Raw genomic sequence first — 23,695 nt, 5'->3', positions numbered from 1 at the left:
AAAACTCCCACTTTTGGTGGGAGTTTTTTTATGCGTTTGTCATTCCGAACGGAGCTTGCGAAGTTGAGGAATCTAAAATGAAAACCAAAGATGGCTTCGTCGTTCCTCCTCGTCATGACAGGCCCTGAAAAAAAGCTTAGCAGCTAAGAAGCTCAGCGGCTAAGCAGCTTCCTAAAGAGAAAGATTCCCCGCCAGCTGCCTTAAGTTCACTTCGCTTATCTTGGCATTATATTGTGCAGTACTGTTTCGTGTAAGCGCATTTACATAGTTAAGCTGTGCCGTACGCACCTCAATCTGGGTAATGGTACCTATACGATACTTTTCCATGGTAATATCAAGGTTTTGCTGCGCCAGGGCTACGTTTGCAGCCTCAAGCTTAACCAGGTCAAGGTTAGTAAGGTAGGTTTGAAAAGCTGTCATCAACTGCGAATTAACAGCCTGCTTTTGCTGCTCTACCACTACGTTACTGTTCTCAATCTGTATCTTAGCAATCTTCTCATTACGGTTCTGCAAAAAGCCGTTAAAGATATTTATATTGGCCGAAAGCCCATAACTAAAACCCTGTCCCTTATTTTCGCGGGCAAAGCCAAGACTTGATTCACTTTCGCTAAATACATACCCCGTAGTAACCGATACCTGCGGATAACGCGCCCCTTTAACCTGCTTTAAATTCAACTCGGCAACTCGCTTATTAATGAGTGCCATTTGTATCTGCGGGTTTTGGCTGCTGGCCATATTCATCAGGTCTGCCAGTACCAGTTTATCATCAGTAGCCACCTCATCATCTACTTTAAAGTTGGTAGCCAGGTCCCGGGCTAAAAGTTCATTTAAATAAGTCTTGGTATTGTTGTACAGCTCTACCTGGCGGTAATAATTGGTGCGGTCAGTATTAAGGTCCACCTGTGCATTAAGCACATCAAGTTTGGCTGCCTTACCTATTTTAAAGCGGTTGGTAGCCCAGTCAACGCGTTGCTTGCTTATAACCATAGCCGTATCCAGCGCTTGTAAGTATTGCTGCTGCTGCACCAGGTCGTAATACGTATTCATTACATCGCCCACACGGGTGGTAATGGTAAACTGCAGTTCGGCCTCGCCCAGCTTTTGCAGGCTTTTAAGCTGGTCATAGCGCGCAAACATACGGAAACCGTCAAAAATGGTCCACCCCAGGTTTACACCATAGTTAAGGCTGTTGTTACGGGCGTTATCCAGTTCTTGGATGGTACCGTCAGTACGCACCTGGCGGCTGTTTTGTATGCTGTTATTCTGGCTAACCGAACCATAAAGGTTAGGCAACAGGCCGGCATTGGCAAGGCTAACGTTTTGCTCGTCTATCTTCAGGTCGTTAGTAGCCAGGCGAATATCATAATTATTTTGCAGCGCAATAGCCACGGCATCTTCTACCTTAAGCAGCGGCGCATTGGGCTTAACGGTTAGCGAATCCTGGGCTTTGGCTGCAAAACACACAAGGCTCAAAGCTATATATATACACAACCTCATTTTACAAATCTTTAATGTTGTCAAACTCAGGCCTGTGCTTTTTGGCGCGCGACCACATATAATAAATTGCCGGTATTACAAACAGCGTTAGCACCAGCGAGAACACCGTACCTCCCACAATTACAACCCCCATACCTATACGGCTGGTACTTGCAGCACCTAACGACAACGCAATAGGCAGTGCTCCCAAGGCAATGGCAAGACTGGTCATCAATATAGGGCGCAGGCGGCTTTCGGCGGCCTCAATAATCGCATCATACTTGCTTTTGCCTTCTTCCCGAAGCTGGTTGGCAAACTCCACGATCAAAATACCATTCTTGGTTACAAGGCCAATAAGCATAATGGTACCTATCTGGCTAAAGATATTCCACGTTTGGCCAAACAGCCACAGCGAAAGCAGCGCCCCCGCCACCGCCATAGGCACGGTAAGGATAATGATAAATGGGTCTATAAAACTTTCAAACTGTGCGGCCAGTATCAGGTAAATCAACAACAAAGCCAAGCCAAAGGCAAACAGCGTGTTGCTGCTACTCTCCACAAAGTCTCGCGATTCGCCACCCAGGTCGGTAGTAAAGGTTTCGTCAAGCACTTTTTCCTTGGCGCGTTCCATAGCTTCTATACCATCGCTAATACTGTTTCCGGGAGCAAGGTTGGCACTCACAGTAGCACTCATGTAACGGTTGTTATGGTACAGCTGTGGCGGGCTGCTTTTTTCATCTACGTGCACCAGGTTATCAAGCTGTATAAGCTGCCCCGTATTGCTTTTTACATAGGTTGAAGTAAGGTCAATCGGCGCGGCGCGGTCTACCTCATCAAACTGGCCTATAACCTGGTATTGGCGGCCGTCTTTAAGAAAGTAGCCAAAGCGCTGGCCACTGAGCGACAGTTGCAGCGTTTGTGCCACATCCATTACCGATACGCCAAGGCTTTGTGCCTTTTCCCTGTCTATGGTAACGTTAATTTCCGGCTTGTTGAATTTAAGGTTTACATCCGTCATGCTGAATGTAGGGTCTTTGCTTATCTCATCCATAAACTGCGGGATTTTCTCCTGCAATTTTTCAAAGTTCTGCGCCTGGATAATGTATTGTATAGGCGCCCCTCCCCTGCGGTTTACGGCAATGGTGGGTTGCTCACTAATATTCACACGGGCTTCGGGATAGCGCTTAACCCATTTGCCCAAATCATTGGCTATTTCTTTTTGCGAACGCGTCCTGTCGTGGGGTTCTTTAAGCGCAATACGCACACGGCCGGCATTAACACCCGAACCGCCCCAGCCCGGCGAGGTAATAACAAGGTTTACTTTCTTTTCCGGGATAGAATCACTTATAAGGCGTTCCATTTCCTTCATAAAACGGTCCATATATTCATAGCTGGCGCCTTCAGGGCCGGTAATGTTCATACCCACAAAGCTGCGGTCGTCATAAGGTGCGGTTTCTTTTTGCAACACACCAAAGAACAACATTATCAGGCCAAAACATATTACAAGTATCGGGATGCTTACCCACTTGCGTTTCATAAAGGTAATAAGCATACCCGCATAGCCTTTGTTCAGCTTTTCGAAATAAGGTTCGCTCCACTCATAAAAACGGCTCTTTTTGTGCACGCCGCCTTTTATAAGATAGGCATTAAGCATGGGCGTAAGCGTAAGCGATACAAATGCCGAAACCAGCACCGCCGCCGCGATGACGACACCAAACTCCCTGAAGAGCCTGCCCACAAACCCTTCCAGAAATATTACCGGCAAAAACACCGCCGCAAGGGTTATAGAGATGGATATTACCGCAAAAAATATTTCGTTACTGCCTTTTAGGGCAGCTTCAATAGGGTTCATGCCTTCTTCTACCTTCTTAAAGATGTTTTCGGTTACCACAATACCGTCGTCTACCACAAGGCCGGTTGCCAAAACAATAGCCAGTAGCGTAAGTACATTTATCGAAAACCCGAAAATGTACATAATAAAGAACGTTGCAATAAGCGACACCGGTATATCCAGCAACGGTCTTAGTGCAATACCCCAGTCTCTGAAGAACAAGTAAATAATAAGTGTAACCAATAATATGGAAAGACCAATCGTTTCCGCCACCTCGGTTACTGATTTTTTAATAAACTGGGTGTTATCAATAGCTATATTCAGCTTCAGGTCAGATGGCAGCTCTTTCTGTAGCTTATCGTATTGTTCATAAAACAGGTCGGCAATTTCAAGGTAGTTGGTCCCCGGCTGCGGCACAATGGCAAGGCCCACAAGCTGCTGGCCGTCATTGGTCATTTTGGTTTCCACATTTTCAGGTCCCAGTTCAGCACGGCCCACATCGCTAAGGCGCACAATAGTAGCTCCGTCATTTTTAATGATGATATCGCCAAACTGCTCCGGCGTACTCAGGTTGCCAATGGTTTTTACCGTAAGTTCGGTATTCTTGCCCGTTAATTTACCTGTAGGAAGTTCCACGTTTTGGGCATCAAGCGCATTGCGCACATCGCCTACCGTAATACCATAGCTGGTAAGCTTGGCCGGGTCAAGCCACAGGCGCATGGCATAACGCTTTTGGCCCCAAATCTGCACGCTGCTTACACCAGGAATGGTTTGCAGGCGCTCGGCAATTACGTTCTCGGCATAATCACTAAGCTCAAGCGGATTTCGGGCGGCGCTTTGCACCGTCATGGTTATAATGGGCTCGCTATCGGCATCAGCCTTGCTTACTACCGGCGGGGCATCTATATCCTGCGGAAGCTCTCGCACGGCCTGGCTCACCTTATCGCGCACGTCGTTAGCGGCTTCTTCAAGGTTTTTTTCCAGCTCAAACTCAATGTTAATGTTGCTGGACCCCTGGTTACTGCTCGAGGTAATGTTACGTATACCGTCTATCTGGTTAATGGCTTTTTCCAGCGGCTCCGTAATCTGCGATTCTATAATATCGGCATTGGCACCCGTGTAGTTGGTACGTACAGATATCTGTGCAGGGTCTATACTGGGAAATTCACGTACGCCCAAAAACGTATAACCAATAAACCCAAAGAGTATAATGGCCACGTTCATTACTATGGTAAGCACGGGGCGCTTAATGCTTATGGTACTAAGGCTCATGCGTTATTTTTTAGGGGTTACCGTTACCTTAACAGGGGCTTCGTTCTTTAGGGTCAGCACACCGGTGGTAAGCACTGTATCGCCTGGTTTAAGGCCATCTATAACCTGTATGTTGGCATCTGTACGGGTACCGGTTTGTATCATTACTTCCTTAGCCTTGCCATTTTCAGATATAAATACCTTTTTACCATCCTGTACCGGCACAATAGCCTCGGTAGGCACTAAAAAAGCATCATCGGCTTTGCCTATCTGCAACTTTACATTGGCAAAAGTACCCGGCAGCAGGTTGCCTTTAGGGTTATCTGCAATAGCCCTTACACGCAGGGTGCGGGTAGAAACCTCAACAGCAGGCTCAAGCGCATAAACGGTTGCAGTATACCCGGTGGCATCTCCCGCTACCGTAAACCTGATTTTAGAATTGTTTTTAACCTGTGCAGCATATTTTTCAGGAACCGAAAAAGTTATCTTAACCTTGCTGCTGTTTACAAGTGTAGTGATGAGCGTAGTAGGCGATACATAAGTACCGGGCGATATGTTGCGAAGCCCTATAACACCGCTAAACGGCGCACGTATACTGGCTTTGCCTATCTGCGCATTGATTAACTGGGTTTGCGCCAGGGCGGTTTTATAATCGGCACTGGCAATATCATATTCTTCCTGGCTTATGGCCTCTTTTTCAAGCAGCAGCTTTGCACGGCGTTCGTTTTCGGCGGCAAGGTTCTGGCGGGTTTTAGCACCAACTGCCTGCGCACGCAATTCTACATCGTTTATATGCACCAGTACCTGGCCTTCTTTTACCATGGTGCCTTCGGTAAAATAAATCTTATCTACAACGCCCGATACCTCGCTGCTTACCTGCACCTGCTCATTAGCCTCTATTGAGCCCGAAAGCTGCAGGGTATTACTAAACGGCTGGGGTGCTACAACAACACCGTTAACAACCATAGCCTGTTGCGGGCCGCCTTTGCCGCTGCCCTGCATGGCTTCTTTTTGTTTTTTGTTTTCGGCAATGCGGTAGTACACAAGCGCACCAACGCCTAAAATAATAAGGGTGTAAACAAGGTATCTGACTTTCATGTAAAATAGTAAGGTTACAGCAATCGTTTGCGGTAACTAAGCAAATCTATCGTAAATGAAAAAAAGTGCGTATGGATTTATGACGAATGCAATTCGTCAATACCATTTTTAACAATACGGTAACTTAGCCCCCTTTAACTGCCTGCTGCGGTTATGGCAACCGCAAAGCTAATGGAATATTGCCCAACCGTCAACTGTTTAACGTTACTTAATTAAGAAATAACTTACATAAATTTTCATATCACAAAAATTATAGATGCTGTAAAAAAAGAAATCCGCGGCTGTATGCTGCGGATTTCTTCATTATTGATAGGTTGGTTGTATTATTCTGCGCCTTTGGCTTTTTTCAGTTCTTCTATTTTAGCATTAACCTCGGCATCGGTACCGGTAAACACTTTCTCCTCTGTTTTAATCTCGTCAGTACTTGTTTTGGTAGAAACCGTAACGGTGGCCGTTACCTTGCCATCGGCATCAACCTGTTTGTCTACCTGTATTTCCTGTTCTTCCTGCTGGCCCACCACAACGGGCTCGCGCTGCTCTATAACCGTAGCGGCGGGGTTAGTAGTATCGGGCGCAGCTTCGGCAGTATGGCCACCCAAAATTGGCGCAATTACAAGCCCTATAAGGCACGTAAGCTTGATAAGTATATTCATAGACGGGCCCGAGGTATCTTTAAAAGGGTCGCCCACTGTATCGCCGGTAACGGCTGCCTTGTGCGCATCAGAGCCTTTATAGGTCATCTCGCCGTTTATCATAACACCCGCTTCAAATGATTTCTTGGCATTGTCCCAAGCGCCACCTGCATTGTTTTGGAACACTGCCCACAGCACGCCACTAACGGTTACACCTGCCATATAGCCGCCAAGCATTTCGGCGGTAAGCTGGTTGTTATCTGGGTATACAAGCATGCCTACAATTACAATGCCTATAGGGAAGCCTATAGTTAACAGCCCCGGCAGCATCATTTCGCGTAAAGCGGCTTTAGTTGAAATCTCCACACACTTGCCGTATTCCGGTTTGGCCGTACCTTCCATAATGCCTGCAATTTCACGGAACTGGCGGCGCACTTCATACACCATGTCCATCGCTGCTTTACCTACCGAGTTCATGGCTAATGCTGAGAACACCACCGGAACCATACCGCCTATAAACAGCATGGCCAGTACAGGCGCTTTAAATATATTTATACCATCTATACCTGTAAAGGTTACATAAGCCGCAAATAACGCTAATGATGTTAATGCGGCTGATGCTATGGCAAAACCCTTGCCTGTAGCTGCTGTGGTGTTACCCACTGAGTCTAAAATATCGGTACGGGTGCGCACTTCTTTAGGCAGTTCGCTCATTTCGGCAATACCTCCTGCGTTGTCAGATATTGGCCCAAAGGCATCAATAGCAAGCTGCATGGCCGTGGTAGCCATCATGGCGCTGGCAGCAAGTGCAACACCATAAAAGCCTGCAAAGGCATAGCTGGCCCAAATTGCCGATGCAAACAATAATATTGTGGGAAAAGTAGACACCATACCTGTGGCAAGCCCGGCAATAATGTTTGTACCCGCACCGGTGCTTGACTTTTGTACAATAGCAAGAATAGGCTTTTTGCCAAGGCCGGTATAATACTCTGTAACCGATGATATAACACCACCCACTACAAGCCCTACAAGCGCGGCATAAAACACTCGCAACGATGATATTTCTTTAGCCGCCTCTCCATAGAATGACATGGTCATGGTTTCGGGCAGCATGTGTTGTACTAAAAAGAAGCTTGATACCGCCACAAGTACAATGCTTACCCAGTTGCCTGCGTTCAGCGCGCCCTGCACCTGCGCCTCTTTAGCGTTGTTATCTTTTATCTTAACCAGGAAGGTTCCTATTATAGAAAACAATATACCAAAGCCCGCTATAGCCATAGGCAGCAATATTGGCCCTATACCGCCAAAAGCATCGGTAAATGCAGGGTTGGCTGCTGTAATATCCCTAAGCACATAATTGCCCAATACCATAGCCGCTAATACCGTTGCCACGTAAGAACCAAAAAGGTCGGCACCCATACCGGCCACGTCGCCCACGTTGTCGCCTACGTTATCGGCAATAGTGGCAGGGTTTCGCGGGTCGTCTTCAGGTATACCGGCTTCTACCTTGCCTACAAGGTCGGCACCTACGTCTGCAGCCTTGGTATAAATACCCCCACCCACACGGGCAAAAAGGGCTATACTTTCAGCGCCTAATGAAAACCCTGCAAGGGTTTCCAGCACTATGGTCATGAGTTCCTGTGGGGTTTTGGTAATACCCTCAAACTCGGCAGGCGCCCACTGGCCATTCATAAAATAATGGAAAAAGAATATAAAGAAACCCGTTAGCCCCAGTACTGCAAGCCCGGCAACACCAAGCCCCATAACAGTACCACCACCAAAAGACACCTTAAGCGCCTGTGGCAGGCTTGTGCGCGCAGCCTGTGTGGTGCGCACGTTTGTTTTTGTGGCTATCTTCATGCCCATGTTTCCGGCAAGCGCCGAAAAGAAAGCTCCGAAAATAAATGCCACTACTATCAGGTAATGTGTGGTAGGCACAACATAGGCAATACCCGCCAGGGCAATGCTGGCTACCAGCACAAATATTGCAAGAAGTTTGTATTCGGCTTTAAGGAATGCAAGGGCGCCTTCATAAATGTATTCTGAAATTTCTTTCATTTTACCGTCTCCGGCATCCTGTTTTAGTACCCATGCACGTTTGGCTGACATAAACAGTAACCCCAGTACAGCCATAATCAGGGGAACGTAAATAACTATCGAATCCATAAAATTTGGTTTGTTTGGTTTTTAATTACTAAAACGTTTTCTTAACGTATTGTAAATATAATAAAAAATCAAACGAAAAAGGGCAATATACTGTGCAGTATATTGCCCTTCAAAATATTATAAAGATACTTTTATCGTATTAGCTGATGCTGAAAAGCGCTTCAGGCTTATCTTGCATAGACTCAAAACGGTCTACACACTGGTCAATGATTTCACGTGCTTCGTGAACATCTCCCCATCCTTCTACATCTACTTTTTTGTTTTCAAGGTCTTTGTAAACCTGGAAGAAGTGCTCAATTTCTTTAAGAAGGTGAGCGTTTATATCGCTAAGGTCGTTAAGCCTGTTCCAAACCGGGTCAGACACCGGTACACAAACAATCTTCTCATCCGGGCCTTTTTCATCTGCCATGTGGAATACGCCGATAGGCTTAACCTCCATTACACAACCGGGAAAAGTAGGCTCAGTTACCAGTACAAGCACATCAAGCGGGTCGCCGTCAAGTGCAAGTGTTTCAGGAATAAAACCATAATCGGCAGGATACATCATAGATGAAAAAAGCATCCTGTCAAAACGGATTTTCTTTAGTTTAAAATCGTACTCATATTTATTCCTGCTACCCCTTGGTATCTCGATAAGAACATCAAATGTTTTCAGTTTAGCTGCTGACATTGTTTCGTTTTTTATATATGCCGCAAAAGTAAAATAAAAATGCTATGCAGCAAATTTTAAGGTGGTTAAAAGTCCTGTAAAATAAGCTGTTTACAAAAAGTTAATCAACGAAAACGTTTAAGCATGTTTTAATCCTGAAACTAAAAAAGCCTCCTGATAACAGAAGGCCTTAGATATTTTAATACTAAAAGGTTTATTAAAAGGCATCTTGTCTGGTTTGACAAAAATCGCCACAACCGTTTGAGGCACAATACGGAAATTTACCACCGCCCGGCATATTAAGCTGTTGCAGGTTACAGCCTGTGGCACACCCCCTGCACGATATGGCATAAGGGTCTTCGCCATTACTAAACCCATAGTCTAATTTAAACGTATTGTTAGCACCTAATGCAAGTACAAGCCCTACAGATGTACCTAAATTATCGCTGGCAATAAGCATATACCCATCGGTATTATCATTAGTTGCTTTTTTATATTCAATTGCAATGGTTTGCAAAGTTACAACATCACCTTGCAGGCGAAGGTGCTCCTGAAGGTCTGACATTAACAATTGAGGATTAGCGGTTATTTCATAATTACCGTTTCCGTGGTTTACGCCTATTATTCCATCCCAATAACTTTGCCTCAGTACAGAGTGGTTATTTTGTGGTTCGGCTACTGTAAGGTCTTCGTCTGCGCTGCATGAAACAAGAAAAAGAGGGAGCATTGCAAACATTAAAAATTTGCGTAAGTTTTTCTTCATAATACTGGTTGTTAGTTAGGATGATGTAACGAAGTTAACACATTATCAACCAATTGAAGCTAACGAAATGTTAATGTTTAGCGAATAAACACCTCTGTTTTTTCGCATTTCTCGCAGTCAGCACAGTAAAGCCTTACCACACCATCCTGGGCAGTAGCGCCTATCCTGAAGTTTTCGCCAGTTTTACTGCCACATATTATAATCTTGGCATCTGTTTTATACAACTCAAGTTTTGAGGCATTTTCAGCAAGCGGGGTAGCCAGTTTTGTACCTTCATCGCTTTGGGCAACAAGCATATAAAACGCTATACCTTTATCGGTCTTATCTTTAACCACCTCAACATTTTTAATGGTTAAAGCCAGCCTTTTTGCCACCCTGCCAAATTCTGCCTTAACACGCGACTCTTCGTCAAGGTTAAAGCCGGAATTATTTATTATGTTTAACGAAACAGAATCTGTAACTGTTGTTGCAGCGGGTTCTGCCGGCTGGGTTTGCACTTCAGTTGTTACTTCCGTTTTTTTACAGCCCGCTATAAACAAGGCCATTGCAAGTACATAAATAAAACGTTTCATAAAGGGGGTTGGTAAGTTGACAGCAACGAAAATACAAATTTTTCGTAACGATTTTAACAAAATGTTAGAAATAGAAACCAAACGAACCCTTTATAGCAAACTTATTGGCATCAGGTATATTCAGGTAACTGCCCCTCCAGGCAAAATCTATCCTGAACACCTTAAAAATATTGCCCACACCGGCATGATACTCCCAATATACATCTTCAGGAGCGCGGTAAATAGTGTTAGAGGCGTTAAGCGCCCTGTTACCGTCTGATATGGTACCATACACCCCTTTTATGCCTATAATTTCGCGCAGGTTAAGATCGCGAAGCCCTGGTATGCGGCTAAACAGCCTGCCGTTAAAATTGTGCTCAAAATGCAGCGACACATACTCGTCGGCCAAAAACTCGTAGTAGTTAAGCAGGTTGTAAGTGTTTTCTATGCTAAACCAGCTTTGGTTACCGGGTATTACCCCCATAAGACCCAGCGGTACATCGCCAAATATCTTACCGGCCTCAAAGGTGGTAAACAGGCGACCAAAGCCCCCTACAAGCACCGGCTGACGATAAAACAGTTGTAGCTTGCGATAGTTAAAATCATTCGCCCCGAGGTCTTTTATACCGTGCGAAAAGTTTAAGAACAGGCGGGTGTAGTTAAAATCTACATCGCTGCGCTCTACGCCATAACCTATTGTTCTGCGTTTAGGCGTATAATCTATCTGCACGCCATATTCATACTGGTCTACCTCGCCCTTTGTACCCAAAGAATGGTCGTTAGGGTCTACCCAGTACTCCAGGTTAAATACCGGCGATGCCGAACGCAGTGTGCGGTAGTTAAAGTTTGTGCGGAACACCAGGTTTTTTACCGGCTCAATCTCTGCCGAAAACGTGCTGAAGTTAATATTGGTAAGCTTGTTGTTATTACCGCTTGCAAATAGTGATGATGATGCAAAACTACGCCCCAAAACATCGCTGGTAGCGGTAAGGCTTACCCCTATTTGTTCTATATCGCGACGGGTTCCTGCCGAAAGTATTATACGGTTCTTTTTATCAACCATCCACTTACCCGAAATACCGTATTTAAACTTGTTATCCTTAAAGCCGTATGCCGTATAACCTTCAATACGCCACGGGTCATTCTGGCCAAAGTACGTACGCCCACCGGTGCGCAGGCGCCAGCCTTCCACATCATTAAAACCAAAGGTTGAAAATATGGGCCCGTAATCAAAATGCCCCATTTGGTAATAACCGCTACCCAGCGTGGCCACCAGGCTATACATGCGCTTAAACTTGGGCACTGTTTTTAAGGTGTCGAGCATTTTATACACACCCCGCTCATCGTTATTGAGCGACTCAAACCGGTTGTCATCCCAAAAGGCATCGCTTTTATTATGAATCTCAGGGTCGTAATAATTTACCTCAGCCTTATAAAAATCATCGGGTTTCTTTTCGTCAAACACATAATCCCTGAAAAGCGTTGTACGCTTACCATACACGCCCTTACTTTCGTCTTTTTTGCGCAGGGCAAAATCACTCATCATGTGGTCGCGCTTCAGCAGGAAAACCGAATCATTCAATACATCAAATTCCTGCTCTATATAAATATCTTTAACCCAGTTAATGTTAGCATTTTTACTGGCAGACATACTTATCTTTTTAATAGCAAACGTGGTGTCGTTTACCCAAAAATTACCCTTAAAGGTAAGTTCGCCCTTGCGGCGCGGGTAAAACACTATATTAAAGCAGTATTTATTGTCTATAACCGCAGTATCGGCCAGCACATAGTTATACACATCTATACCGGTGCGGCTAAGCGGGCTAACAAAGTCTTTGTCAAAAAACTTAAGGTAATTATTGTAAATATCATACTCGGCATACAGGTCTTTTACAAAAGCAATAATCTGCTGGTTATCACTAAAGCCCGAATTGCGGTTGGCGCTTATATTTTCTTTCTTTTTCCTGGTTGTATTATCGCCATACACCTTGCTAAGCTGCTCGTTTATAAATATGGGCAGGTAGGTTTTACCCGTAATATCGCTGGTATCTACCTGGTCAAAAATAAACTCCATACCCCTAAACAGCCTGCTTTGCATCATGGCACTGTCTATGGTATTAAGGTCAAATTCTACCTTTTCATACTTATCATAAGCATATTGCTTAAACATGTGCAGGCCGTTTTTACGGCGGCGTTCCCATATTTTTCTAAGGATATCGAGCGCGGGGTTATTCTTTTTAGACGTTTTGCCCGAATATACCACCACCTCTTTAAGTTCGGTAGATTCGCTAAGCTCTATTTTAAGATTAAGGTTTGCACCAGCCGTAAGCTCAATAGTTTTTGAAGCAAAGCTTACAAACGAAATTTCAAGCTCTTTATACGTGTTTTTAGACTCCAGGTAAAACTTGCCGTTTTCATCGGTTATAACCCCTTCGGTACTGCCTTTAAAATACACATTGGCATAAGCCACGGGCGCTTTTTTTTCATCGAGCACCACACCTCCCACCTTGGTTTGGCTAAATGCGGATAGCGTTGCAAGCAGCAACAAACCCGCTAAAAACAGTAATTTTCTTTTCATATGGGATTAAAACAAAAAACTTCATCATTTAGTATGATGAAGTTTCAAATATATAGCAATATTTTGACAATTTGAAGATGTGCTAATTTGAAAATTACCTGTCATGAGGCTGCTTAACAAATTACCAAAATTCCAAATCAACAAATGCACAAATCTTATTTATACATAACTTTTTTAACGGCTTTTACAACGTCTCCTGCATTAGGAATCCACTCTTTAAGCAGTGCCGGAGAGTAAGGCGCAGGGGTATCGGCAGTTGTAATCCTTTGTATAGGTGCGTCAAGGTAATCAAATGCGCGCTCCTGTACTATATATGTAATTTCTGAAGCTACAGAGCCAAATGGCCACGCCTCTTCAAGCACTACAAGCCTGTTTGTTTTTTTAACCGACTCAAGGATGGTATTATGGTCCATAGGGCGCACAGTACGAAGGTCGATAATCTCGCAGCTGATACCGTCTTTTTCAAGCTCCTCGGCAGCAGCAAATGCTTCTTTAATAATTTTACCAAAAGACACAATGGTAACATCTTTACCTTCGCGCTTAATATCGGCAACACCAAGCGGAATAGTGTATTCTCCTTCAGGCACCTCACCTTTATCGCCATACATTTGCTCAGACTCCATAAAGATTACAGGGTCGTTATCACGAATGGCAGACTTAAGAAGGCCTTTGGCATCATATACGTTAGAAGGCACAACTACCTTAAGGCCCGGGGTGTTTGCATACCAGTTTTCAAAAGCCTGGCTGTGTGTAGCGGCAAGCTGGCCGGCAGAAGCCGTAGGCCCGCGGAACACGATAGGGCAGTTAAACTGGCCGGCACTCATCTGGCGTATTTTAGCGGCGTTGTTTATTATCTGGTCAATACCCACTAGGGCAAAGTTAAAAGTCATGAATTCTACAATAGGCCTGTTGCCGTTCATGGCGCTACCTACAGCAATACCTGCAAAACCAAGTTCGGCAATTGGGGTATCTATAACCCTTTTAGGGCCAAATTCGTCAAGCATGCCTTTAGAGGCTTTGTAGGCACCGTTATATTCGGCAACCTCTTCACCCATTAGATAGATAGCTTCGTCGCGGCGCATTTCCTCGCTCATCGCTTCGCATATTGCTTCCCTGAATTGTATCGTTCTCATGTAATTATTTTTCGCGTGTTAAAAAATGTGACGCAAAAATAAAAATTTTACACAATTAATCCGCGCCACGGCACCAAATTAATCCCTGAATTTAACCATAAGTTAAAAAACAGTTCATTATTCTCAATAAAAAACCACTACAACGTTATAATTTATTGTTTTTTAATTTTATCAATTAAATTTTTGAAATAATCACATTTAATATGCGTGCATAGTTTTATTTTCAGAATATTTCCATAACTTCGTAATATCAATAATCAAACATTCTAATCTCATAATAATGAAAATATTAGTCTGCATCAGCCACGTGCCTGATACTACTGCAAAAATCAACTTTACAAACAACGACAGCGAGTTTGACACAAATGGCGTTCAGTTTGTTATAAACCCTAATGACGAATTTGGCCTTACGCGCGCTATATGGTTTAAAGAACAGGCCGGCGCCAGCGTAACCGTGGTTAACGTAGGCGGCGCTGATGCCGAAGCCACCCTGCGCAAAGCCCTTGCCATAGGTGCCGACGAAGCCATTCGCATAAATGCACAGCCTACAGATGGCTTTTTTGTTGCCAAGCAGCTTGCCGAAGTAGTTAAAAACGGCGGTTATGACCTGGTTATAGCCGGTAAAGAATCGCTGGACTACAATGGCGGTATGGTTCCGGGCATGCTTGCAGCTATCCTGGGTTATGACTTTGTTAACGGTTGCATTAAAGTAGACGTAAATGGTAGTGATGTTACCGCAGTGCGTGAAATAGACGGCGGCAAAGAAACCCTTAGCGCTAAGCTACCGCTTGTAATAGCAGGACAAAAAGGCCTTGTGGAAGAAAAAGACCTTAGGATACCAAACATGCGCGGTATTATGGCAGCACGTACCAAGGCGCTTCAGCTTGTAGAGCCTACAGGCGCTGCACCTGCAACCAAAGCCGTTAAGTTTGAAAAACCGGCACCAAAATCAGCCGTGAAGCTTATAAGCCCTAACAACCTTGACGAGCTTGTAAACCTGCTGCACACTGAAGCGAAAGTAATCTAAAGAACGTAATGCGGTTATTTGGTAATTCGGTTATTTGTACAGCACCGGATTACCACCCTGGAAAGACCAAATTACCAAATTACCAAATCCACAAATAAACAAAGAGATGTCTATACTTATATACGCCGAATCGGCAGAAGGAAAATTTAAAAAGACCGCGTTTGAGCTTGCTTCTTACGCCAAGAAAATAGCCGGTGAAACCGGAACAACCGTTACTGCTGTAACCATCAATGCCACCAACAGTGCCGACCTTGGCAAGTATGGCGTTGACAAAGTGCTTGCCGTAACCAGCGATAAACTAAAAGCCTTTAATGCAAAAGCGTATGCCGATGCCATTAAGCAGGCAGCACAAAAAGAAAGCGCAAAGATTGTGCTTTTCTCATCTAATACCGACAGCCTGCACATAGCGCCGCTTGTAGCCGTAGGCCTTGAGGCCGGTTATGCCAGCAACGTAGTAGCCCTGCCGGTAAGCCTTTCGCCTTTCCAGGTAAAGCGCAACGCGTTTTCAAACAAAGCTTTTAACGTAACCGAAATTACTACCGATGTTAAGGTGCTTGCCATTGGCAAAAACTCATTTGGCCTTGTAGAAGCTTCAGGCGCTGCTGTAGAGGAAGCATTTAGCCCATCATTAAACGATAACGACTTTACTGTAACCGTTCAGTCTTCTGAAAAAGTTACCGGAAAAGTTACCATTGCCGATGCCGAAGTAGTAGTAAGCGGTGGCCGCGGCCTTAAAGGCCCTGAAAACTGGGGTATGCTTGAAGATCTTGCTTCTGCCTTTGGTGCTGCTACTGCCTGTTCTAAGCCGGTATCAGACCTTGGCTGGAGGCCTCATAGCGAGCACGTGGGCCAAACCGGTAAGCCGGTAGCCGCCAACCTGTATGTGGCCGTGGGTATCTCGGGCGCCATACAGCACATTGCAGGTATTAACTCAAGCAAGGTAAAAGTGGTTATTAACAGCGACCCGGAAGCGCCTTTCTTTAAAGTGGCGGACTATGGTGTTGTGGGCGATGCCTTTGATATTGTTCCTAAACTGACCGAAAAAATAAAAGAGTTTAAAGCGCATAACTCATAATTTTATTATAAATTGTGCCCATCTAAAGGGCTATCGGACACTGATAGTAGTATCTTTGCCCGATAGCCTTTTTTTGTATTCAGGAAAGACCAAACATGAGCTTAGTAAAACTTACTATTAAGGGCATTTCGTACAGCCAGACCCAAAACGGCGCGTATGCCCTGATACTTAATGAAGTAGACGGAGAACGGAAACTACCCATTGTTATAGGCGCTTTTGAAGCCCAGTCCATTGCCATTGCCTTAGAAAAAGAAATTCGCCCGCCAAGGCCGCTTACCCACGACCTGTTTAAAAACTTTGCCGACAGGTTTGATATTGTGGTAAAGCAGGTTATTATCCACAAGCTGGTTGACGGCGTTTTCTTCAGCAGTATTATTTGCGAACGCGACCGCATTGAAGAAATTATTGATGCCCGCACCAGCGATGCCATTGCACTGGCGCTGCGTTTTAGCGCCCCAATCTTTACCTACAAAAACATTTTGGACAAAGCCGGCATTTACCTAAAAACAAGCAGCGAAGAAGGCGAAGAGCACCATGAAGGCGTACTCTCTGAACCGGAAACCTTTGGCACCGAAAGTAATGTTTCAGGCGAAGGCTACTCACAATACAACCTGCAGGAACTGCACGAGCAGCTTGAAAACGCCGTGCAAAACGAAGACTACGAAAAAGCAGCTAAAATACGCGATGAAATATCGAAACGCGAAAGTTAATTTTCAGATTTAAAAATTGAAAATTTAATGATTTAAAAATTAGCTGCACATTACTGATGATGCAGCTTTTTTTATGTGGATAACTTAGGTACAAACCTATGATAGGTTTGTATTTTAAAATTTGATAATTTTATACCTTGCAGGCATCTTTTGAATATTTCAATTTTTAAATCTTTTAATTTTTAAATTAAAATGAAGCAGTATTTAGACTTAGTGAAGCATGTTTTAGAAAACGGCAACGAAAAAGGAGACCGCACAGGCACCGGCACCAAGAGCGTTTTTGGCTACCAGATGCGCTTTGACCTTAGCGAGGGGTTTCCGCTTGTTACAACCAAGAAACTGCACCTTAAGTCTATTATATACGAGTTGCTTTGGTTTTTAAAAGGCGACACCAACATTAACTACCTTAATGAAAACGGTGTTCGCATTTGGGACGAATGGGCCGATGCAGATGGCAACCTGGGCCCCGTGTATGGCGCGCAGTGGCGCAACTGGGACAGCCGTGAGATAGACCAGATTACTGAGCTTATAGACACGCTGAAAAACAACCCCAACAGCCGCCGTATGTTGGTTAGCGCCTGGAACCCCCGCGTGCTGCCCGAAGGCGGTAAATCATTTGCTGAAAATGTAGCTGAAGGAAAGGTAGCACTTCCTCCCTGCCATGCATTTTTTCAGTTTTATGTTGCCGATGGCAAACTGAGCTGCCAGTTGTATCAAAGGAGTGCCGATATTTTCCTTGGCGTGCCATTTAACATCGCTTCTTATGCATTGCTTACACTTATGATAGCGCAGGTATGCGGCTACCAGCCGGGCGATTTCATCCACACTTTTGGCGATGCCCACATTTACAACAACCACATGGAACAGCTTGAGCTACAGCTTAGCCGTGAGCCACGCCCAATGCCAAAAATGATACTGAACCCAGAGGTTAAAAACATCTTCGACTTTACCTTTGAAGACTTCACGCTGGCAGATTATGACCCGCACCCGCACATTAAGGGCGTAGTGGCCGTTTAATTTATACACACCAAACCAATGAAAAACACCTTCTGCGCACTATTGCTATCAATAGGCGCGTTTCTATATGCCCAGGATAAAAATATCGCCTATCTGCCGGAATGCAAAAATGAGGCAAAACCCAAAAGCTGCACAACCGACAAAGTAGGCGCAGGTATCCACAAACTAATTACCAAAGAAATACGTGACAGCATCAGGAGTACCGGCCTTGAATACTTCTCAGTATCGCTTGTATTTATCATTGATGATCAAGGCAAGGTAATTACCAGTGAAACACGCTTTTTAAGTGAAATTAAAGTATTAAAAGATCCTGTAATACACTACATTTCAGCACTTCCTGAATTTACACCTAAAGGAACGTCAGAAAAAGAACGCCGCGATGTTTACTTTTTAAACAAAACCTACATATTAACCGATGACGGCCAGGACTATCGCAGCGCTTCACCAGAGGAGCTTTACACCAAAAAAATCAAACCTCAGTACTTAAAACTCGATCAGTATCCCGAATACCCGGGGTGTGAAGGCATAAGTGATGCCAACAATATGTGCATTTCCCAAAAACTGAAAGAACTTTATGCAGCAAAATTTTCTATTCCCCGCTCGGCCAAATCAGGACAGGTACGCATGATGCTTACCTTTGTAATAAATGAAGAAGGCGAAGTATATATAGATGAAATTAAAGGGGGTAGTGATGATTTTCAAAAAGAGGCAAGGCGTATTTTTCGCAAGATACCTAATATCAAACCCGGCAGTATTAGCGGCATACCTATAAAAGTATCATTTACATTACCTATTGTAGTTAATGTAGGCTAATTTTTCACTACATTAGTTCTGCCAAACTTGATTTTTTATGGAACAAAACCAGCAGGAGCTTTATGAATATGCCCGCAGGCGCGTAAAGCAAAAAAAGCGTGTGTACTTTCATTTTATACTGTTTTTTGTAGGCAGCATCTTTTTATTTATCATCAACCGGTGGCTAAAAGTGTATGAAGAATACGACTGGTACCTGTGGGGCATTACCGCATGGGCATTTGTATTCATAATGCACTTTATAAAAGTATTTGTTACCGAAAGCTTTATAAACAAAACCTGGGAGCGCGAACAAATAGAAAAGCTGGTAGCCCGACAGGAGCGCCGCATAGGCCAGCTACAGCAAAAACTTGAAAAAGAAGGCACCCTGCCACCACACTCAACCGCATCTTAACAATGACCATTACCCTTGTAGCAGCCGCTGCCGAAAATAACGCCCTGGGCAAAGACAACCAGATGATTTGGCGCCTGCCCGATGATTTTAAGCACTTTAAAAACCTTACTACAGGCCATTACATAATCATGGGGCGCAAAACCCTTGAGAGCATGAACGGCCCGTTGCCCAACCGCACCAACATTGTCATAACCCGCCAGGCGGACTATACTTATGAAGGCTGCATTATTGTAAACAGCCTTATGGAAGCCCTTGCCGCCTGCCCGCAGGATGAGGAGGTTTTTATTATTGGCGGTGGCGAGATTTACAACCAGAGCATAGCCCAGGCTGATAAAATTGAGCTGACGCGTGTTTTAGGCATTAGCCCCGATGCCGATGCGTTTTTCCCTGAAATTGACCCGGATAAATGGGTAAAGGAAAAGCAGCTACACCATGAAAAAGATGAAAAGCACGCGTATGAATTTGTATTTGAAACGTGGGTAAGGAGGTAAACTAAAACACCATGGGATTCGGCTTTAACCTTGCCTTTATCTTTATCATCATTCCCGGACTTGCCCTATTGTTCATTATATGGCTAACGGGCAAAAAAATAGCCGGTAAGCTCATTCTATATATCATTGCCGGAGTTATAGGACTTGTAATGGTTTCAGCAATACTAAGGTTCTTTACATCAAAAACCGTACTTGATAAAGACGATTATTACGGCACCTATGTAATAGACCGCAGTTACTTTTCCGGCAAACAGGCCAACTGGCAATACAATTCTTTCAGGTTTGAGATTAAGGAGAACGACTCCATATACTTTTATCATACTGATGGAGAAAAAATCCTGAAGGTTTATAATGGCATAATTTCAACCGTTGAACCTTACAATTCTGCACGGCTTGTAATAAAGATGAATAAGCCGACACACCATATAATCGAAGGCAACCCCACCACCTATCGTAGTGCGTGGAGCTTTTACTTTGTATTTAATTCAGAAAAATTCAATAATGTGTTTTTCAAAAAAGGAGAATGGAAACCCTTAGAATAAAACAAATTCAATAAGGTGTTTTTTTTGTATATTGCTTTTTAAAACCCTCACAGTATGAAAGCCTTATACTTTTTACTCTTATTTACTTACTCTTTATCTGCACAGGATTTTGAACAGGTGCGCGACAGCCTGAAAACTAAATACAAGCATATTAATAACTTTAAAAACGGATATGCATCTGTAACAAACAAAGTAAATAAAGCCGGAATTATAGACAGCCTTGGCAATGAGGCGCTACCCTTACTTTATGACTGGGCAAAATTTTCAAACGGTGTGTTTGTTGTCCAAAAGAAAAAGCATTACGGCCTTTATTCAGTCAAAAATAAAGAAATAGTACCTGTTGAATACGACTGGCTCTTACCCCGCAGTTACAACCTGTTTTTAGCACAACGAAAAAAGAAGCATGGCATTATCAACAGCAGCGGCTCTGTCATTTTACCTCTAATCTATAATTCTACGACAATTTATAATGATACATTTATAATCGCAAGGCTCGCATCAGGCAATTATAACATTTTTGACCTATCCGGAAAACAACTACAACCTTTTGATTACAAAATATTTGCACTGTATAAAGATGTTGCATTTTGCTCAGATGGTAAAAAATGCTATCTGATAAACCTGAATAATCTTGAAAGTCCCAAGCTTTTAGACATTGACAGCTTTGCAGAATATGGCTTTTTTGACTATGAGCAGCACGGTTACCACGTGTTTAAAAAAGACAACAAATTTGGGGTAATGTCGTACAAAGGAGAAATCCTGATACCGCCACAATATGATGAACTACTGCACATACACAGCATAACCGAGGAGTTTGTAGCTAAAAAAGACGGTAAATACGGCATTTTAAACGTTAATAATATCATTCTACAACCGTTTAACTTTAAAGAATACCAAATCAGGAAAGAATATATAATCTTAACAGATGTAACAGGTAAAACAAGCAACCATAATATATCTTTTAGACGGGAAGATTTACCATAAACCTACTTCGCAATTATGCACAATATTAATATTAAAACAAAAACTGATTTTATAAATTTCATAAAACAGCTACAACAAGACCTTGAGAATAATCCGGACGGATGGGAAAACAAAACCTTACCGGAATTTTTAGAAGCAATTCAGCGATACACTGAAGATATTCAGGGATATTACAACAATACTTCGCAAAATATTGATTCTACACAAGCTTCATGGAAGGTATTTGCAGATATTTTGATGGGAGCAAAAGTGTATGAATAGTTAGCCTCACTTTATAACGCCCCATTAACAAAACTATTTTTATCTTTGCGCCGTAAATTATCTCCATGTCGCAGCAAGTAACCCCATATAAAGATTCAGCCTTAGGCAAAAAAGAACAGGTAGCACAAATGTTTGACACTATTTCAGGCAATTATGACGGCCTAAACCGTGTAATTTCGTTTGGCATAGACGTTAAATGGCGCAAAAAAGTACTTAAAATGGTATCGGCTAAAAGCCCGCAAACTATTCTTGACATTGCCACCGGCACGGGCGACCTTGCCATACTTATGGCCGAAACCGGCGCTAAAGAAATAATCGGGGCCGACATAAGCGAAGGCATGATGGAGGTTGGCCGCAAGAAAGTAGCCGAAAAAGGCCTTGACAACCGTATTAAGCTTGTTTTTGGCGATAGCGAAAACCTGCCTTTTGAAGATAATTATTTTGATGCTATTACCGTGGCCTTTGGCATACGCAACTTTGAAACCCTTGAAAAAGGCCTTGCCGAAATACTGCGCGTGCTTAAACCCGGCGGTATTTTTGTAATACTCGAAACATCTGTACCCACAAAATTCCCTTTTAAACAGGGCTATAAAATATACTCAAAATACCTGCTGCCACTTATAGGCCGCCTGTTTAGCAAAGACCGCAGCGCCTATGCTTACCTTAGTGAATCGGCTTCTGTTTTTCCTTACGGAGAAAAACTGAACAATATTTTAAGCAAAATTGGGTTTATAGAGGTGAAGCACCTGCCCCAAACAATGGGTGTGGCTACCATTTACCAGGCTTCAAAACAATAAGATGAAGAAATTTCTTTTATACATATTCCTGCTTTCAGGGCTGTTGGGCCGTGCACAGTTTGGCACTGATGTGTTTAGCAAGCACCCCATTATAAACATGGAAAACTTTGATAAGCAGCGCGTACACTGGGGTTATTTCCTGGGTTTTAACAGCTACGACTTTAAATTTGACTATAAAGTAAACCCTGGTGTAGACATTATTGCAAAAAAAACAACAGGCTTTAACGTGGGGCTTGTAGGCAACCTGCGCCTTATGGAAAACCTTGACCTGCGCCTTGAGCCGGGTTTGTACTACACACAGCGCAACCTTACTTATAACGACCCAAGGCTTTTAACTGATTTTGAAAAGCTTAGGGAGGTAAAATCTACCTATATACACTTTCCGTTACTACTTAAGTTTTCGGCAAAGAGAACCGGTAACGTAAGGCCCTACCTTTTGGGTGGTGTTTCGCGCACGTGGAACCTTGACAGTAATGCCGATGCCAAAGATGACAACCTTACCGGCGACCGTTTCCGTATGAAGAAATGGACCAGCAACTATGAGCTTGGCTTTGGTGTAGACCTTTATTTTGAATACTTTAAGTTCTCACCGTCAATACGCGGTGTGTTTGGCCTTGAAGATGAGCTCATCCGCGATAATACTATCGACAGCCCCTACACCGGCAACATAGAGAGCATGAAAACCCGTGCTATCTTTATCAACTTTACTTTTCACTAAAATTTCGCCTGAATTCGCTTAGCGTAATTGCAGCCGCAGTGGCTACATTAAGGCTTTCGGTAGCCTGAAGGTCGCCAAAGCGCGGTATGGCAATACGCTGTGTGCAAAGTGCCTCAATTTCAGCCGAAATACCGTTAGCCTCATTACCCATTACCACAATACCATTTTGTGGCAGGATTTTGGCATATATGTTTTCGCCATCCATAAAGGTACCAAAAACGGGTAGCGTGGTTTGGGCAAGATAATCCTGCAAATCAGTATATACCACATTTACACGGCTTACAGAGCCCATTGTGGCCTGTACCACTTTGGGGTTGTACACATCTACACATTCTACACTGCACACCAGCTGGCTTATGCCAAACCAGTCGCACAGCCGTATAATAGTGCCCAGGTTGCCGGGGTCGCGCACATCATCAAGCGCTACAATAAGCCCGGTGGTGGCAACAGGCTTTTCATCGGGCATTTCAAAAAGTGCCAGGCAGGTTTGCGGTGTGGTAAGGGCGCTTATTTTTTTAAGCTCCGGTTCGGTAATATGGGTTATTTTTGCCGCATCAATGCCGCCAAAAACATCTTTTGTGGTGTATAAATGCTGCAATTCAAAATTGGAAGTCAGCAATTCCTGCACTACCTTTATGCCTTCGGCAAAGAATAATTTATGCTGCTTTCGGTATTTTTTTTGCTGCAGGCCCGTTATAAGCTTAATTTGGTTTTTGCTAACCATAAATAATGTATTTTTGA

At 43.7% G+C, this 23,695-nt stretch carries 22 protein-coding genes; 12 read left to right on the top strand and 10 right to left on the bottom strand.

Features of this window, described 5'->3' with window-relative positions; all coding sequences use genetic code 11:
• Nucleotides 1–171: 171 nt before the first annotated feature.
• The 9 genes from AM279_RS18150 to AM279_RS18110 all read right to left on the bottom strand — a co-directional run bounded on the left by AM279_RS18150 (nt 172) and on the right by AM279_RS18110 (nt 14,128).
• Nucleotides 172–1,497 (bottom strand): TolC family protein, encoded by a 1,326-nt coding sequence (locus AM279_RS18150; RefSeq protein WP_054409466.1) that lies wholly within the window; start codon nt 1,495–1,497, stop codon nt 172–174.
• A 1-nt stretch (nt 1,498) separates the two neighbouring features.
• Nucleotides 1,499–4,579, bottom strand: coding sequence for an efflux RND transporter permease subunit (locus AM279_RS18145; RefSeq protein ID WP_054409465.1), 3,081 nt, complete (start codon nt 4,577–4,579; stop codon nt 1,499–1,501).
• Nucleotides 4,580–4,582: 3 nt separating this feature from the next.
• Nucleotides 4,583–5,656 carry an efflux RND transporter periplasmic adaptor subunit gene (locus tag AM279_RS18140; protein ID WP_054409464.1) on the bottom strand — a complete coding sequence of 358 codons (1,074 nt, stop codon included), beginning with the start codon at nt 5,654–5,656 and terminating at the stop codon, nt 4,583–4,585.
• 323 nt (nt 5,657–5,979) lie between these two features.
• On the bottom strand, nt 5,980–8,454 hold the full coding sequence (locus AM279_RS18135) for a sodium-translocating pyrophosphatase (RefSeq protein WP_054409463.1): 2,475 nt from the start codon (nt 8,452–8,454) through the stop codon (nt 5,980–5,982).
• A 139-nt stretch (nt 8,455–8,593) separates the two neighbouring features.
• Entirely contained in the window at nt 8,594–9,124 is a 531-nt protein-coding gene (locus tag AM279_RS18130) for an inorganic diphosphatase (protein WP_054409462.1), read from the bottom strand.
• Nucleotides 9,125–9,320: 196 nt separating this feature from the next.
• Complete coding sequence (locus AM279_RS18125) at nt 9,321–9,866, bottom strand: hypothetical protein (protein WP_054409461.1); 546 nt, start codon at nt 9,864–9,866, stop codon at nt 9,321–9,323.
• A 77-nt stretch (nt 9,867–9,943) separates the two neighbouring features.
• Nucleotides 9,944–10,438 (bottom strand): hypothetical protein, encoded by a 495-nt coding sequence (locus AM279_RS18120; RefSeq protein WP_054409460.1) that lies wholly within the window; start codon nt 10,436–10,438, stop codon nt 9,944–9,946.
• A gap of 64 nt (nt 10,439–10,502) precedes the next feature.
• A complete protein-coding gene (locus AM279_RS18115) occupies nt 10,503–12,995 on the bottom strand; it encodes a DUF5686 and carboxypeptidase-like regulatory domain-containing protein (protein ID WP_054409459.1) in 2,493 nt (830 codons plus the stop codon).
• A 155-nt stretch (nt 12,996–13,150) separates the two neighbouring features.
• Entirely contained in the window at nt 13,151–14,128 is a 978-nt protein-coding gene (locus AM279_RS18110; protein WP_054409458.1) for a pyruvate dehydrogenase complex E1 component subunit beta, read from the bottom strand.
• A gap of 280 nt (nt 14,129–14,408) precedes the next feature.
• Here AM279_RS18110 and AM279_RS18105 point away from each other — a divergent pair, with 280 nt between their 5' ends.
• The 12 genes from AM279_RS18105 to porT all read left to right on the top strand — a co-directional run bounded on the left by AM279_RS18105 (nt 14,409) and on the right by porT (nt 22,954).
• Nucleotides 14,409–15,155 carry an electron transfer flavoprotein subunit beta/FixA family protein gene (locus tag AM279_RS18105; protein ID WP_054409457.1) on the top strand — a complete coding sequence of 249 codons (747 nt, stop codon included), beginning with the start codon at nt 14,409–14,411 and terminating at the stop codon, nt 15,153–15,155.
• Nucleotides 15,156–15,261: 106 nt separating this feature from the next.
• Nucleotides 15,262–16,230, top strand: a complete 969-nt coding sequence (locus tag AM279_RS18100) for an electron transfer flavoprotein subunit alpha/FixB family protein (RefSeq protein WP_054409456.1) — start codon at nt 15,262–15,264, stop codon at nt 16,228–16,230.
• 95 nt (nt 16,231–16,325) lie between these two features.
• Entirely contained in the window at nt 16,326–16,940 is a 615-nt protein-coding gene (locus AM279_RS18095; protein ID WP_054409455.1) for a bifunctional nuclease family protein, read from the top strand.
• Between the two features lie 192 nt (nt 16,941–17,132).
• Nucleotides 17,133–17,957, top strand: a complete 825-nt coding sequence (locus tag AM279_RS18090) for a thymidylate synthase (RefSeq protein ID WP_054409454.1) — start codon at nt 17,133–17,135, stop codon at nt 17,955–17,957.
• A gap of 18 nt (nt 17,958–17,975) precedes the next feature.
• The gene (locus tag AM279_RS18085; protein WP_054409453.1) at nt 17,976–18,770 is read left to right on the top strand and encodes an energy transducer TonB; all 795 of its coding nucleotides are present in this window, start codon (nt 17,976–17,978) and stop codon (nt 18,768–18,770) included.
• Nucleotides 18,771–18,807: 37 nt separating this feature from the next.
• Nucleotides 18,808–19,161: a 2TM domain-containing protein gene (locus tag AM279_RS18080; protein WP_054409452.1), complete on the top strand. Its 354-nt coding sequence runs from the start codon at nt 18,808–18,810 to the stop codon at nt 19,159–19,161.
• A gap of 2 nt (nt 19,162–19,163) precedes the next feature.
• Nucleotides 19,164–19,652: a dihydrofolate reductase gene (locus AM279_RS18075; protein ID WP_054409451.1), complete on the top strand. Its 489-nt coding sequence runs from the start codon at nt 19,164–19,166 to the stop codon at nt 19,650–19,652.
• 11 nt (nt 19,653–19,663) lie between these two features.
• A complete protein-coding gene (locus AM279_RS18070; RefSeq protein WP_054409450.1) occupies nt 19,664–20,194 on the top strand; it encodes a hypothetical protein in 531 nt (176 codons plus the stop codon).
• A gap of 54 nt (nt 20,195–20,248) precedes the next feature.
• Entirely contained in the window at nt 20,249–21,178 is a 930-nt protein-coding gene (locus AM279_RS18065) for a WG repeat-containing protein (RefSeq protein WP_054409449.1), read from the top strand.
• 15 nt (nt 21,179–21,193) lie between these two features.
• Complete coding sequence (locus tag AM279_RS18060) at nt 21,194–21,439, top strand: DUF7660 family protein (RefSeq protein ID WP_054409448.1); 246 nt, start codon at nt 21,194–21,196, stop codon at nt 21,437–21,439.
• 65 nt (nt 21,440–21,504) lie between these two features.
• On the top strand, nt 21,505–22,236 hold the full coding sequence (gene ubiE, locus AM279_RS18055; protein WP_054409447.1) for a bifunctional demethylmenaquinone methyltransferase/2-methoxy-6-polyprenyl-1,4-benzoquinol methylase UbiE: 732 nt from the start codon (nt 21,505–21,507) through the stop codon (nt 22,234–22,236).
• A gap of 1 nt (nt 22,237) precedes the next feature.
• A complete protein-coding gene (gene porT / locus AM279_RS18050) occupies nt 22,238–22,954 on the top strand; it encodes a type IX secretion/gliding motility protein PorT/SprT (RefSeq protein WP_054409446.1) in 717 nt (238 codons plus the stop codon).
• Here porT and AM279_RS18045 read toward each other — a convergent pair.
• Nucleotides 22,941–23,678 carry a TrmH family RNA methyltransferase gene (locus AM279_RS18045; protein WP_054409445.1) on the bottom strand — a complete coding sequence of 246 codons (738 nt, stop codon included), beginning with the start codon at nt 23,676–23,678 and terminating at the stop codon, nt 22,941–22,943. The genes porT and AM279_RS18045 overlap by 14 nt on opposite strands.
• Nucleotides 23,679–23,695: the final 17 nt, after the last annotated feature.

It is taken from the genome of Flavobacterium akiainvivens, assembly GCF_001278115.1.
GTDB classification, from domain to species: Bacteria; Bacteroidota; Bacteroidia; order Flavobacteriales; family Flavobacteriaceae; genus Flavobacterium; species Flavobacterium akiainvivens.
This window is presented reverse-complemented; position numbering and strand designations above follow the sequence as displayed.